A 14114-nucleotide genomic window follows, 5' to 3' on the forward strand; every position below is an offset into this window, starting at 1 on the left:
TGAATGGGAGGCATTTTATAATTGTCATCGCCCCCACTCAGCTCATGCTGGTAAAACACCGTATGAAGTGTTAAAAAATAAGCTTGGTCTTTAAGACTAAACGTCAGCCGAGGTTCTGAGTGACACAAACAGTCAATTTGGCCTCACAAAATAGCAAAAATGCCCCCGTCGTTCGTTTTGAACAAGGAACGATTGATATCAGTAAAACCCTATTAGAGCTCACGCCTTCAACAATTATTGCAGGTAGCTCATCACGCTTAAATATTATTCTTAAGGATCAATTCGGTAATGTATTAACTCACCAAGCCACAGCGATTACTGTTAAAAGCGCTAACGCTGATATTTCCATTGGCCCAGTGACAGAGGCTACTTTGCTACCCGGAAATTATCAAGCCGTGGTCACCAGTAACAAATCAGGTAGTGGTGAGTTATCCGTAAAACTTAACGGAACAACCATTGCGCAAACCAAAACACTACGTACTCTCGGTGATAAAACGAGTTGGCATATCACCAGCTTAGTTTCAGACAAAAAAACTATTAAAGCGGGTGATAACTCGGGCGTTACTTATAAAGCCACGATTGTGGATCAATACCAAAACCCACTTTCTGATGTGAATGTGTCATGGCACTTGCGAGGCAAATCAAATCCGTTCCCACATTCATCAACCACCAATGCACAAGGGAAAGCAGAGATCAAACTCACTAGCCAACATGCGGGGGAACTGATCATGAATGCGGTGTTATCTGACAAAGTTGAGAAAAAGGCAGATGCTGTTCAAGTCGTCGCAAATGCTATCGACCCACAGCTTTCAACCTTCACCACCAATAAAACCGATATTGGTCCCGATGGCAAAGAAGAGGTGTTATTGACAGTGAAACTGCAAGATAGCTTCGGCAACCCAGCGCTAAAACAAGTTATCGACATTAAAAGCGATGCCACCGCAAGTGATTTCGTTATTGGCAAAGTCACCGAGCAGCAAGATGGCCAATATACTGCCAAAGCGACTGCATCTTTCAGTGCGGCAGGAAAAGGCCCAGTGAAATTAATAGCAAAAGTGGGTAATCAAACCATCGCCCAACCTATTGAGATAAAAATTGATGCGATCACACCCATATTAAGTTTTGATGATAATGTAAAAAAACTCACTTACTCATCTAAAACCAATTCAGGGCAAACAATTAAAGGCCTACCTAATGGTTTTACGCCAAGGTGGTCAAGTGATAACACCAGTATTGCGACGGTGAATGACCTAGGGGAAATTAAACTGAAAAAAGCAGGTCATACTAAGATTTGGGCACGTATTGATGGTAATGGCATCTATAAATCTGCAGAAGTGAGCTATGAGCTAGACGTGGCAAAAGCAAAGCCAAAGCTTAAGTTAATCAGCAGTAAAACCGTCACCGCCGTATGGGATGATGGGTCAAAGCCAAAGATTACGCCTACATTCGACAATGGTGATGCATCCACCCTTCCTGTAGAATTTCTCAGCAAAAATGCCAATATTGCCCACGTTGACTTCCAAACAGGTGAAATTATCCAAGTAAAACCAGGGGTAGCAAAGTTAATCGTTAATAGCAAAGAAACGGAGCAATTCTTAGCCGATAGCCAAGAAATGACTTATGAACTTTCCAAAGCACGGGTGAACATTCATTTTGCCACCCCAGAGCAAGAAGCCACTGATGAAAAAGCTTACTTTAACTTGCAGCAAGCTCAAACCACCATCCCTGCTAAAGCGGAGGCAAAATGGAGCTCAAGTGATAATAACATCATCAACATTGAACCAAATGGGGTTATCAATAGGTTAGAAAAAGGGAAAGTTCAGCTAACCCTCGCTATTAAGAATAATGATTACTATGAGGATTCAGAAAGCTCATACACCTCGAAAATTTATGCGAAACCTAACCTGCCACCCATTAATGTTATCTATCGCAATAACGGCAAAGAGGTACGCGGGGGCACTCAGTGGCTACCCGTCTATACTGATGATTCAATGACGGTGGTTATCCCTCCTATTAAGTATACGGAATATGATAAGCCTTCCAGCATTGAGATTATCTTGAAATCAGGTAATCATGAGATTAAACGCGAAAAGATCCAAGATTGGAGTAAACAAAATACCATCACTTATCAGCCTGATATCAATTTTTATAAAAAGGATCTAACTATTGAGATTCATGCGAAAGGGAAACAGAGCTTGCATATCGTCACAAGCAAAAGCCATGACACACAGGTCGAATATACTGACCCAAGTAAAATTGGCACCATACTGACTGATTATCAACCACGTTATATTATTACTAAAGATGATAAAGATGATGACGACAATAAATGCTTGGCGCGGGGGTCTGCATGGCTTTATACAGCACGACATTTTATGATTCAGCCCATTACCAAGATAGACATAGGTAGCAGAGAACTACTCATTCCTTTGAAAATTAACCATTCGCTCAAGAGGGTGGAGGGTGATGTTAATGAGCTTAGCTTTAATAACCAATACCAAATCAAAAAGAATAATTATTATAAATTTAATGAGATCACCGGAAAGTACGCCATTAAGAGTGATTGTATGGAAGATCATTATGGAAAAGGAATACTGAAAACTCATCTAACATTCGGTGACAAATCAGCAACGGTTAACGAAATAAAATTTTACTGGGAAGGGCTCAATCGCTCCCCGCATACCCCTAAAATCTAACAAATCTTTTCACTTAACCACTTAGCCCGTTGGATTTCACAACGGGCTAAAACCATAATAAAAAAGAGCTACCCTATGTAACAGGTAGCTCTGTGCCAAAATACCCCTTCATTGACAATAAATTTATTGGTATTGCTGTTTAATTTCCTGAGAAACCACCAGACCACGTCTCGCTTCTTTTTCTGCAATTTCAACCGATAAACCAATATAAGATCTCGGGTCTAGCATGGCCTTGATTTCGTCATCACTAAACGCCGCAGTGATCACACTATTTTTGGTCAAATTAGTATAAAAATCTTCGCCATCTGCCGCCGTTTTAATCGCTTCTTCGTATAACAATTCGTGGGCTTTATCTTTACCTAATTTTTCTGCCATCTTCATCATCACATACTCAGTATTATCTAACCCTTTGTTTCTAAGTACGTTGTGCAACATTCGTTCTTCATGAGGAACCAGAGTTCGAGAAAGCTCTTCCGTCCTTAAGAGAATTTCGGTCGTCAATTCTAAAGATTCTTCAATTAACCCATCGAATAACATGTAAGAGCTGCTATCCCCTTCATAAGGTCTCACCGCTGAATACATCCCTACACTTGGCAAGGAATAAAGTTTCTGTGAGTTAGCAATAATTCCCTTAGCTAATTTCGGGTTAATTTTGTGTGGCATGGTGCTACTGCCGACAGTCCCTTTCGTAAAGCCTTCAGAAACCTCAGCAATTTCTTCCAATGTTGTGCTATACACTTCTTCGCCAATCTTATGGCAAATATTCGCCATCAACGCCAAATTCGCCATATACTCTAACTTATGGGTACTCAGGTTTCTCGATGGCACTTCCATTGCATGCATACCCGTCAGCTCAGCTACGCGTTTTTGTACCTCCAAACCAATACCTGGCATAGAGTTAAATGCCCCGACAGCTCCCCCCATCATAATAGTGAATACGCGTTTCTCGCATTCTTTCATCCGTTGGTAACAGTCGATAAAATCACTGATCCAGACAGACACTTTATAACCGTAAGTAATCGGAATGGCATGGCGGCCATGAGTTCTTCCCGGCATCACCATATGTTTGGTTTTTTCTGCCAAGCCCGATAAATTTTCGATGATTTCACCGAGCAACAACATAAATTTGTTGTGCACCGTTTTCATCATATACAACTGCGAGCTTTGCTGAATATTTTGCGTGGTAATACCGTAATGAATGTATTTGCCACTTTCTTCAGAACAGGCATTCACTAACACCTTTAGAAAAGGGACAAAGCCATGGCCAATTTTCTGATAGATACGGTTCATTTCTTCAAAATCAATATTTTCAATAACGGCCTTTTCTTTAATTTCATCTGCCGCAGATTGTGGAATAAAACCTAATTCAGCCTGCGCTTGTGCCAACATGGACTCAAACATTAACCAAGTCGAATATTTCGCTTCATTGGATAACAGCGCTTTAATACCGCGGTCATCTATCGTTTTACTTTTAGAATCGTATAGTGCTCTCATTTTGTATCCCTTCTTTATTTCTTCATTGCTTCATCAACAGCATTGCGAACGAACTCAACTTTCGGTCCATATACAACATGGACGTGGTTTGCCGATGGAAAGAAGAATGCGGTACATCCTGATTCCAACATTAAATCTTTATCAATTTGATTCACTTCTGCGACATCAATACGCATACGGGTAATGCAGTTATCTACGTTATGGATATTTTGTTTGCCGCCTAACGCCTGAATTAAGATTTCAGCAATTTCCCCATAACGTTTTTCTTTAATTAACGTATTTTTCAGGTTACTCGACTCTTCGCGGCCCGGTGTTTTAATATCAAATTTAATGATAGCCCAGTAGAAAATGAAGTAAGTGACAACGGCTAAACAGCTGCCGATAATGACTAAGAAGATCCAATTAGTGTGCTCGTACAGTAAACCAAAAATAGTAAAGTCAAACACCGTTCCGCGAATATAACCGATAGCGACGCCCGCGAAAGACAGTAAGACAGCACCGATACCCACAATAATGGCATAAATTAAATACAGTAGTGGCGCAATAAATACGAACGTAAATTCAAGGGGTTCAGTGACGTTTCCAAGCATTGCCGTTAATACCATAGTGACTAACATGGATTTCACTTCAGCGCGGTTTTCTTTCTTTGAGGTTCTATAAATCGCTAACGCAATCGCAGGAAATAAGAACAACGTTACTAACATTTGTTGCTGCGCCATAAAACGCGTCAAGCTTGGCATCATCGCCCAATATTCACTGTTCGGGCCTTGCTTGAATAAAACTTCCGTTAATGCAGGCACAACCCCAACAAACGTTTGTCCATCAATAACATAAGTCCCGCCAGCTTCCGTAAATCTAAATAAAACGTTCCAAACATGATGTAAGCCAAATGGAATAAATAAACGCTCGCCACCGGCCGTAAAGAAAGGCCCTACAGGACTTAAGAACACAGCAGAAAGCTTCATCAAGCCCTGAACTAACACTTCCCAAATGAACGGTAATAACGCGCCGACCATAATCATTAAACCGATCATGATAATAGACACAGATTTTTTACCGGAGAAGAAGGCAAATGCGGTTGGTAATTCAAGGTTATAAAACTTATCCGTCGCCCATGCGGCAATCAAACCCGTAATGATCCCCCCTGCGGCACTGATATTTAACGTTTGTATACCCAGTACCTTGATTTGCCCCACTTGGCTCATAATGGTAGGGTCTGCCAGTTTGCCTGTAAGTACCAACCAAATATTCATGGTGATGATCAAAGACAAGTAGCCGACCACCGAGGCAAAGACGGCAATCCCCTTGTCTCGATGACTCATACCATAGGCCACCCCCATCGCAAACAGCAGCGGGATGTTATCGAAAATAACACCTGCGATTGAACGAATGCTGACAAGTAATGCGTTAACGGTTTCATTTCCGAGAAAAGGAAAGCGTGCAATCATATAGGTTTGCACTAACGCACCACTGATACCCAATATCATACCAATCGGTGCAAGCACACCAATTGGAAGGAGTAATGTTCTCCCAAAGCGTTGAATAGATTCACCGAACTTTCTTCTGGCCATACTGTATCCTTATGACTTCTATTATTAGAATTAAGGCATACTAGCGTGGGGGATTTATAAAAGAAATGATGTCCGGGTTTTAAAAATTATCTTATGTCACCGATTATGACCTAGGTCATTTGCGTGTGTTCAAGAGCAATGAAAATGAGATTTGTGGAAAAATAAAAAGAAGGAATTTTATTTAAAGTAGGCTTTCTAACTCATTGATAAGCAAATCAACTAAAATAAAAAAACCGATCCTCGATTTGGTATCGTCCCGTTTAGTATCATAACTATCTGCGAAACAAAAAAGTGTATTATCCGTATAAGTGGTTAATTCATTCGTATTGAACGCCGTCATACTAATAATATTGGCACCTTTAAGCTGTACAATTTTCGCGGTTTCTATAATTTTTTTCGTGCCGCCAGATAAGGATATAAATATCACAGTATCATCTTTGCTAACGAGCCGAGTGAAAGAATCAGATAAATTGTAATCATTAATAAAAAAGCAATGTAAACCTAAAGCAAACAGCAAATGTTCAAGGTAGTAGCCAACGGCCTTGCTGGTTCCTCTAGCGACAATAAAAATGTTTCTAGAGCCATGAAGGATCTTCGCACAATCATAGATTTGCTCTTCATTTATTAATGTAAAACTTTTAGTGATATTTTTTTCGAGCTGCTTTTTATACGAGGAAGGAGAGATTTTTTCAGTCTTATTCTTTGATAAAAGATGATTGTTGATTTGAAATTTAAGCTCTTTAAAACCACTAAACCCTAATTTTTGCGATAAATTAATGATAACCGTTTTGGATACAAAAGTTTTAGCCACTAAATCATTAATATTGAGGTAAGGGATATCTGAAATATTATCCGTCAGATATTTTAATACTTTCTTTTCGCTGATTGTTAAATTATCGTAATTCTTTAAAAAATCTAGCATATCCCCCTCCCAATCAATTTAGTGAACACTAAAAACATTCATTACGTATAATGACGTAAATCAAAACACACAATAGATTGATTATACGTCAAAATACCACGCTATGCTGGGTTTAAAGGGGAACTTTTGTAATCTGAACCAATAGTTGAATAAAAAGAGACGTAATTGTTCTCTATTGCCGAATACCACAAGAAGAAAAATGATAGGGTTCAGTCTAATAGATGAAAAACTCGAACCCTTTGAAAATTAGCCAAATGACACCAATTTAGCGTAGTAATTTTTATTTAAATCTAAGTTGCTTCACTGTTTCATCGATATTTATTTCATCTTCTGAAAACGTTAATGTTGTTCCATGCAAAGTATCAATCGCCAATTTCTTCAGTGAACGCATATCCCCTGCTTGGACTTCTGATTTTGGCCGAATACTGTTCATCAGCGCCCCCACTGACAGCACCGTGTTTTCTTTATTAATTCGCGTATCTGCGGGAACCTCTTCACTATAGACTCGATAAGATTTAATTGATGTAATCTTAATGCGCTCACCAGCAATATAAATATATTTACTTTCAGGAATGACTTTTACCGCATAAGCGGATAACCCTTTATTATTGGTTGTCGGTTCAAACGTCACTGCTGCATTTTTCTTAATCAAATCAGGATTGGCAACTTTAACTACATGAAAATAACGGTTATCGCCATTTTCATCTTTGATAAATCCAAAACCTTTATCTTCAAACCACGTTGTGATTGTTCCGTTCATCGCCATTACCACCTAATTAATCATTTATCGACCTAGTTTTACAACTCGCAGTATAGTGCACAATGACCATGCAGACTATGCCTTTAGTTTAAAGCTAGATGATAAATAAGGACTAATCAAAATAGGATAACTCGCTTAGCAACTGAAAATTCGTTATCATCGCCTCCTTTCGCTTCGTCTGGAGAGCCTTATGTCTCAAGTTATCGATACCTTTATTGCACCACCCTGTGACGAGCAAATCGACATTCTCTATCAAGACGAACACCTGCTACTCATCAACAAACCCTCTGGCTTACTGAGTCTTTCAGGGAAAAACCCGCAAAATTTGGATTCAGTCCACCACCGCTTAGTCAAAATATTTCCAGGTTGCACCCTCGTCCATCGATTAGATTTCGGCACATCTGGGCTGATGGTGGTAGCGCGTAATAAGGCAATAAATGCAGCACTAAGCCAGCAATTTAGCCAACGAACGGTCATGAAAATATACCAAGCGCTACTTTGCGGTCACTTAGATAACGACGAGGGTGTCATTGATGCTGCGATAGCGAAAGACCCTGTCCTATTTCCTCGCATGTCTATCTGTGAAATCACCGGCAAGCCCGCCCGTTCGCGCTATCAAGTAATGGAACGCGCTTATCACTCTTTGGAAAATGGCACATCACTTCTTGTCAGTCGCGTACGATTAACCCCAGAGACGGGCCGTACCCACCAGTTACGCATTCACTGCCAAAAAATAGGTCACCCAATATTAGGTTGCGATCTATATGGAGGGCAATTATTACAGGGAACTGAACAAACCCCGCGCTTGATGCTGCACGCTAGCGAACTGCATTTTGTTCATCCTGTTAGTCAAGAGAATTTCAAAATGTTGAGTAGCAGTCCATTTTGACCCTAAGCGACTGCCCATGCATTAGGTGGTCGACAAAATAAGCTTGAAATATGACAAACACAATACGCTAAATAGTTCAAGCTGTGGCTAGGCGGTAAGGGAATTAATCCCTAGGAGCATACATAAGTATGTGACTAGGGTTAATGAGCACAGCCAACAACGCCACAGTTTGAAATATAACGAGTATTACCACATCAGATCATCAGGTACCTTAAAATCCGCATAAGGATCATCTTCATCCTGCTCTTCTTGGCTCAGCGAATTGTTTAATATTATGCTATCGGCGTCTCGTTGTGTAATTTTATCTGCCACACTCGCAGGGATAATTGCGTATTCATTAACATCACTGTTTTCAATGAGTAGACGAGCGATTGCCAAACGGCCACTAATCAGCTGATTTTGTGTTAGCTTATCCACCATCACTTGTTTGATAACATTATTATCAGTGAAATTAAAAGCAATATCGCCCTTTGAAATATCAATTTTATTCATTTCAATAAGCTGCTTTACTTGTGCTTTATATTCTTTCGATAACAACACTTGCTTTTGTTGCTCATTGAGCTGCTTATCTCGCTCAAGCTGCGCTTTTTTATTTTCTGCAACCGCCTCTCTTGCTTCACGCGCCTGAACACGTGACTTTTTTGCTGTCCTTTGGACTTTCGCCATTTTTTTACTGGTTACGAGCCCTGCCTTTAGCATCTGCTCTTGTAATGTGAGTTTTGCCATTATTGCCTCTAAATTTATGGGAGCATAAACCAGATTATACCTATTATTTTGAGGTCTGTACCGCATTGGCGAATTTGCCCCATTACTCCACCGGTAGTTTCCAATTTTCTAAGTGTGCTTGCGCGGCAATCCAAGGCGTTAAAACGTAAAAAAACTGAATAAGAGTAGTTTGATGACTGGCTATGCCGAGACTAACCTAAATTCTGACATAAACACAAGCTACCTTATAAATCAACTGGTTATTTTAAATAACCGTTTTAGGCATGAGACAAACTTATATATTTACTTGCATGATAACTCCATTCCAAATTCAAAAATTAAAATACCAAAAATAGGTGTAATAAATGATTGGCACTCAGAGAGAAAATAATTCAACTCAATGAATATTAAGAAAATTATTAAACCAACACTCAAACAACAATAAAATTGACAGAGTTCATCAATAAATTCGCCTTGAATTATTTCAGTTAAGTGATAAATTTCACATCCCGATAATCACTAAATGGAATTATTTCATGCGTAAACTTATTTTACTTCCACTGGCCTTAATTTCGTCAGGAATTATGATGTCTGCTGCTGCGTCAACGACTGATGAGGGTTACTACGGTGCGGCAAGACTGTCCAAAGTTTGGCAAAAAGCACACAACATGGACACGAGTAGTCGTCCGGGGATTGGTCAATTTGTTTCCGGTGATGATAAAGAAGACTTTTATAACGGCTCAATCGCTGCGGGTTATCAATACGGTAATGGTTGGCGTACTGAAGCCGAATACACCTTTAAGAAAAAATCAGAATATACAAGTGGTTCATCAAACTTCCCAAACAGTTTGAACCATCACAAAACCGATGTTCAGCGTCTGATGCTAAATGCTTACCGCGATTATAATGTCTATAAAGATATTTCTGTATACGGTACCGCAGGTATTGGTATTGCAAAAGTTAAATCCTCTGGCTGGCAAAACGTACCTGCTAACCAATTCGCCAGTAATACCGACACAAATTTAGCTTATTCACTCGGTGCTGGGGTGAGCTATGAGCCAATTGAGCGATTAAACTTTGATTTAGGTTATCGTTATATTGACTTAGGAAAAGTGGAAACGGGCTATAACAATTTCAGAAATTTTCGTGGTTTAAAGGATGAGCAAATGAAAGCCCATCTTAAAGCACATGAAATCAATTTAGGTGTTAGATATACATTCTAATCTACGCAATAAATTAGTATTACACTCATTTGTCGATAATCATACTCGCTAACCCTAGGGAGTATGATTATATTGCACAAATATAATTTACTCTTCAGATTGAATACCACATTTTTAATATATGAATCAAAAACATGCCAATCGGGCTTTATGCCAGACCATGATACCTCTCTTTAGCAAAATACAGCATCCCCCACAATTTTCTATTTCTTTCCAACGTATCAGTGCACGATGATCGTCATTCAAAAGGAAAACTATCGAGTCAAGGTATCTTGTGTCTAACCGCGAGAAAAAACTGGTGATCCGCGGCTAACAAGTATCCCTTTTCGCCCTATTACACAGAATAGTGTATACTCGCCGACAAAAATTTATTCACGGTTAATTAATAATGAAAGAAATCGAAAAAACACAAATTAAACTCCTTAGCGATCGTTTAGACCTCATTCGTCATCAGATGGCAAGTATGCAGCTGACAAACGAAACCGAAAAGTACACAGCGCTTGAGAAAGAAAGAGCGGCATTGGAAATTCAAATCGCTCATCTGAAGGCGGTTCGTCACAAAAAACTCAGCAAAGAAGCGCAAAAACTGGTAGATATGCCATTCAAACGCCCTATTACTAAGAAAGAGCAAGCCGATCTGGGCAAGCTGAAGAAAGCCGTGCGAGGCTTGGTAATTGTCCATCCAATGACGGCACTAGGGCGCGAAATGGAGCTGGAAGATATGACCGGCTTTTCTAAGACTGAGTTTTAGTCAGAAAACCTCCAACTAAAACATGCCATGCCCCACGAAGACTAAAAGGTTCTTAATATACTTTTCGTTATTATGAACCATTAATCAATAAGTAACCCAAGTACATACCCGCAATAACATCAAGCCCAAATTTATTTTAAATTAGCTCACTAATGGCTATACAATTAAATTAAAAGCCCTAAATCATAAAAGGTAAAAGTATCCTAACCCCCCTTAATCAATGACATTGGGGCTGACAACATTCGATAATCAGCCACAATAACTAGGTACTAGGCAATCTGGGCCATATAAAGCACCGCCAATATCACAGCTTCTGCCACAGCAAGAGCATAGCCATCCTCATGAAAACTCAGTAATGCACCGCAAGTTTAATCACTTTAAATGAAGCTGCTTATTGTTACTGTAATGCAGATAATATTTTTCGATATAGCATCAAAATTTTGCTTTCATGGATTCCACTCTTATACATTTTTAAGATAAACATTCCATTAATACACCGAGTTTGCTATCAAAAACTAGATTGTTACATTTACTGTGTCTGGAACTGGGAAATGACGTATTTCACTTCAAGAATCACCGAAGAAAGTCATAGTAATATCATGACAATACTTGTATACATTGGAAAATGAAAAAATATGGGGTTGTTGTTCACACAATTACCACATTAATTGAACGAGAATTAAACCTTCTTTGCATACCAATTGATAATCAAACTTTAGTTGCGTTATATTTACCCCTGCATGGCAGGCCGGGCTTTCAATCCTAGAACAACGAAATACTCTACTAGACGTAATTGTAGTGAATATTGATAACAATCATTAAAACTCGGTAAACGTGTAATTAGTAGGATTTCAATTGTATTATTAGCCAATAATCTTTTATGCTCAAATCAATCTATATGCTCAACCAACATCCATTCTGCTATAACCATATTAATATTGGGACACTTCGTTCCAGTTAATATCATTTCATTCAAATAAGCATACCTGATTATAAACATACTTGATTATAATCACACTTAATCATAAGAATATTCCCATTTAAATGTAATATTATAGTTAATACTACAGTTTAATATTATAACGCGTTTTACATGTAACAATAAATCATTATAAAAAATAATACAGCAAACTATATCTATGTGTAACAATATGTTTATTATTAAGGTGAAGATTGTAATTTAAATAAATAGATTTTTATTCTAACTCAAAACTACGATACTATATCTGAATAAATAAAACCCCATACAATCATATTGTTACATACTCAAAATAGTAGTTTTAATCATCACTCAATTCGTTATAACGATCAATAATTCATTCTTGATAGCCCCAAGCTATTAAAATTAAACAATCGATCGATATAAACATCTTTAACTAAATAAAAATAAGCGTTAGATTGATTAAACATTAAATGAGTAATAAATATATTCAGCTAGTTTAATTATAATAAATTATTGAGGCATTTATTATGGTTAGTTCAGAAAAAAACTCACTCGTTAAAGAAATAAATTTAGAAGTTGGTAGGTTTATAAGAAAAATAAGAATTAAAAATGGATTGACTGGTGCACAACTCGGTAAACTGATTGGTGTGAGTCAACAACAAATATCACGTTATGAACGAGGTTCAAATGGCATATCATTACCAGATTTAATATTTATTTTATCGATTATGAATGTATCATTTTCAGACCTAATTTCATACTCATCATATTTAGAATGAGAGAAAAAACCGTTTAATTTATAAATATTACCTTACTACGTAATCGTGTCATAACTAGAGAATGTATAGGCTATTGCAGCTATTGCACCTATTACACATTCCTGTATAAGAAAGAAAATTAAGTAATTAAGACTCTTTCTTATACAGGTATAGTTATCTGTGTTAGGTAATGAAATTACATTAATTTTATTCACATAAACATTAAAATATTAATTAAGATATTAGGAAATAGTATGAAATTAAATAAATATATGTCTGTACTAGCGGCTGCAATGTTAACTGCTTCGTTTGCTTCACTTGCAGATACTAATACAGGTACTGTAACTTTCAAAGGTGAAGTTCGTGATACACCTTGTAACTTAGATGCAGGGCAAGGTGGTACTGCAACAATAGTTGATTTCGGCCAACTATCATTAAGCCAATTAAATGATGGTGATTCTAAGTATAAAAACTTCGATTTAAATCTGAAAGGCTGCAAATTAACTTCTATTGATAACAGCGATCCACAAAACCCAACTACAGTAACTAAAACTGCAACTATTACTTTTGATGGTGTAAGTAAAATCGCAGGTCAAAACCTTTTAGCAACTACAGGTAGCGCTGCAAACGTTGCAGTAGGTATTAAAGATATTACTTTTGGTACCCCAGCTAACTTAAACCTGCGTGATGGTGACAACACTTTAACTTACGCTGCTTTTGTTAAAAAAGCAGGTACTGCTGCTGTAACAGCAGGTGATTTCACAACTATTTCTACTTTCGAAATCGCATACCAGTAAGTTATATACGCTCCTTCACTATTATGTGAAGGAGCATATTACCTGAAAAAGAATATTATTATGAAAAACTTGTTAATTATTGCCACTTTTTTTGCTCATTTTGTTAGCATTCCAGCATTTGCGGCAATGAATTGGGGACAGGCAACGGTTAAAGGCGAAATATTAGCCTCGGGTTGTTCAATGCAACTAACAAGTAAAAACCAAATTATTGAATTTGGTGATTACCCTTTAAGTAGAGTTGAAGAAAAAAAGATAATCAAACCGTTTAAAATAATATTAAAAAATTGTCAGCTATCAAATTCTTATTTTGAAGATGAAAAATCACCTATAAGAATAAAATTTTCAGGTTCAGTAACAAATAACTTTAATGGATTTAAATTTAATGATGCCGATGGTTTGGCTATTTATATATTAAACGGAAATAACATTGTCAAGCCTAATGAATATTATCCCATTTATGATTTAAAAAGAACCGCAGGCAGAACGAAATCAGTCAATGAACAACAATTAGATTTTTTATCTGAAATTGTTTTTGATGATGGGCTTAGGCCAGAAGTAGGAGAATTTTCGAGTATCATTACATTTGATATTGATTACTATTAATT

Annotated in this window: 12 protein-coding genes and 1 pseudogene; 8 read left to right on the plus strand and 5 right to left on the minus strand. The window is 37.7% G+C overall.

Annotated features, from left to right (window positions below; genetic code table 11):
* Positions 1-94, plus strand: a pseudogene (locus ACLPIE_RS17145) (IS481 family transposase); the annotation flags it as partial.
* Positions 95-119: 25 nt separating this feature from the next.
* A complete protein-coding gene (locus tag ACLPIE_RS17150) occupies positions 120-2696 on the plus strand; it encodes an invasin domain 3-containing protein (protein WP_430262932.1) in 2577 nt (858 codons plus the stop codon).
* Positions 2697-2819: 123 nt separating this feature from the next.
* Here ACLPIE_RS17150 and ACLPIE_RS17155 read toward each other — a convergent pair whose 3' ends face one another.
* From ACLPIE_RS17155 to ACLPIE_RS17170, 4 genes are all read right to left on the minus strand, one after another.
* Complete coding sequence (locus tag ACLPIE_RS17155; RefSeq protein WP_430262933.1) at positions 2820-4190, minus strand: class-II fumarase/aspartase family protein; 1371 nt, start codon at positions 4188-4190, stop codon at positions 2820-2822.
* A gap of 14 nt (positions 4191-4204) precedes the next feature.
* Positions 4205-5761, minus strand: coding sequence for a PTS transporter subunit EIIC (locus tag ACLPIE_RS17160; protein WP_430262934.1), 1557 nt, complete (start codon positions 5759-5761; stop codon positions 4205-4207).
* A gap of 181 nt (positions 5762-5942) precedes the next feature.
* Positions 5943-6683: a MurR/RpiR family transcriptional regulator gene (locus ACLPIE_RS17165; RefSeq protein WP_430262935.1), complete on the minus strand. Its 741-nt coding sequence runs from the start codon at positions 6681-6683 to the stop codon at positions 5943-5945.
* 280 nt (positions 6684-6963) lie between these two features.
* Positions 6964-7449 carry a cold-shock protein gene (locus ACLPIE_RS17170; protein WP_430262936.1) on the minus strand — a complete coding sequence of 162 codons (486 nt, stop codon included), beginning with the start codon at positions 7447-7449 and terminating at the stop codon, positions 6964-6966.
* Positions 7450-7633: 184 nt separating this feature from the next.
* Here ACLPIE_RS17170 and ACLPIE_RS17175 point away from each other — a divergent pair, with 184 nt between their 5' ends.
* Positions 7634-8332 carry an RluA family pseudouridine synthase gene (locus ACLPIE_RS17175; RefSeq protein ID WP_430262937.1) on the plus strand — a complete coding sequence of 233 codons (699 nt, stop codon included), beginning with the start codon at positions 7634-7636 and terminating at the stop codon, positions 8330-8332.
* 186 nt (positions 8333-8518) lie between these two features.
* Here ACLPIE_RS17175 and ACLPIE_RS17180 read toward each other — a convergent pair whose 3' ends face one another.
* Positions 8519-9058: a DUF2058 domain-containing protein gene (locus ACLPIE_RS17180; RefSeq protein WP_430262938.1), complete on the minus strand. Its 540-nt coding sequence runs from the start codon at positions 9056-9058 to the stop codon at positions 8519-8521.
* 515 nt (positions 9059-9573) lie between these two features.
* Here ACLPIE_RS17180 and ACLPIE_RS17185 point away from each other — a divergent pair.
* From ACLPIE_RS17185 to ACLPIE_RS17205, 5 genes are all read left to right on the plus strand, one after another.
* A complete protein-coding gene (locus ACLPIE_RS17185; RefSeq protein ID WP_430262939.1) occupies positions 9574-10260 on the plus strand; it encodes an outer membrane protein in 687 nt (228 codons plus the stop codon).
* A 388-nt stretch (positions 10261-10648) separates the two neighbouring features.
* Positions 10649-11011 (plus strand): YibL family ribosome-associated protein, encoded by a 363-nt coding sequence (locus ACLPIE_RS17190; protein WP_430262940.1) that lies wholly within the window; start codon positions 10649-10651, stop codon positions 11009-11011.
* Positions 11012-12481: 1470 nt separating this feature from the next.
* On the plus strand, positions 12482-12733 hold the full coding sequence (locus tag ACLPIE_RS17195) for a helix-turn-helix domain-containing protein (protein ID WP_430262941.1): 252 nt from the start codon (positions 12482-12484) through the stop codon (positions 12731-12733).
* 233 nt (positions 12734-12966) lie between these two features.
* Positions 12967-13509, plus strand: a complete 543-nt coding sequence (locus ACLPIE_RS17200; RefSeq protein WP_430262942.1) for a fimbrial protein — start codon at positions 12967-12969, stop codon at positions 13507-13509.
* A gap of 60 nt (positions 13510-13569) precedes the next feature.
* The gene (locus ACLPIE_RS17205) at positions 13570-14112 is read left to right on the plus strand and encodes a fimbrial protein (protein ID WP_430262943.1); all 543 of its coding nucleotides are present in this window, start codon (positions 13570-13572) and stop codon (positions 14110-14112) included.
* The last annotated feature ends 2 nt before the right edge of the window (positions 14113-14114 follow it).

Origin of the sequence: Providencia sp. Me31A, assembly GCF_050487165.1 — a bacterium.
Classification (GTDB): domain Bacteria; phylum Pseudomonadota; class Gammaproteobacteria; order Enterobacterales; family Enterobacteriaceae; genus Providencia.

Coding starts and splice junctions, on each gene's coding strand:
- ACLPIE_RS17155 (WP_430262933.1), bottom strand. CDS start 4,190: ATGAGAGCACTATACGATTCTAAAAGTAAAACGATAGATGACCGCGGT.
- ACLPIE_RS17160 (WP_430262934.1), bottom strand. CDS start 5,761: ATGGCCAGAAGAAAGTTCGGTGAATCTATTCAACGCTTTGGGAGAACA.
- ACLPIE_RS17165 (WP_430262935.1), bottom strand. CDS start 6,683: ATGCTAGATTTTTTAAAGAATTACGATAATTTAACAATCAGCGAAAAG.
- ACLPIE_RS17170 (WP_430262936.1), bottom strand. CDS start 7,449: ATGGCGATGAACGGAACAATCACAACGTGGTTTGAAGATAAAGGTTTT.
- ACLPIE_RS17175 (WP_430262937.1), top strand. CDS start 7,634: ATGTCTCAAGTTATCGATACCTTTATTGCACCACCCTGTGACGAGCAA.
- ACLPIE_RS17180 (WP_430262938.1), bottom strand. CDS start 9,058: ATGGCAAAACTCACATTACAAGAGCAGATGCTAAAGGCAGGGCTCGTA.
- ACLPIE_RS17185 (WP_430262939.1), top strand. CDS start 9,574: ATGCGTAAACTTATTTTACTTCCACTGGCCTTAATTTCGTCAGGAATT.
- ACLPIE_RS17190 (WP_430262940.1), top strand. CDS start 10,649: ATGAAAGAAATCGAAAAAACACAAATTAAACTCCTTAGCGATCGTTTA.
- ACLPIE_RS17195 (WP_430262941.1), top strand. CDS start 12,482: ATGGTTAGTTCAGAAAAAAACTCACTCGTTAAAGAAATAAATTTAGAA.
- ACLPIE_RS17200 (WP_430262942.1), top strand. CDS start 12,967: ATGAAATTAAATAAATATATGTCTGTACTAGCGGCTGCAATGTTAACT.
- ACLPIE_RS17205 (WP_430262943.1), top strand. CDS start 13,570: ATGAAAAACTTGTTAATTATTGCCACTTTTTTTGCTCATTTTGTTAGC.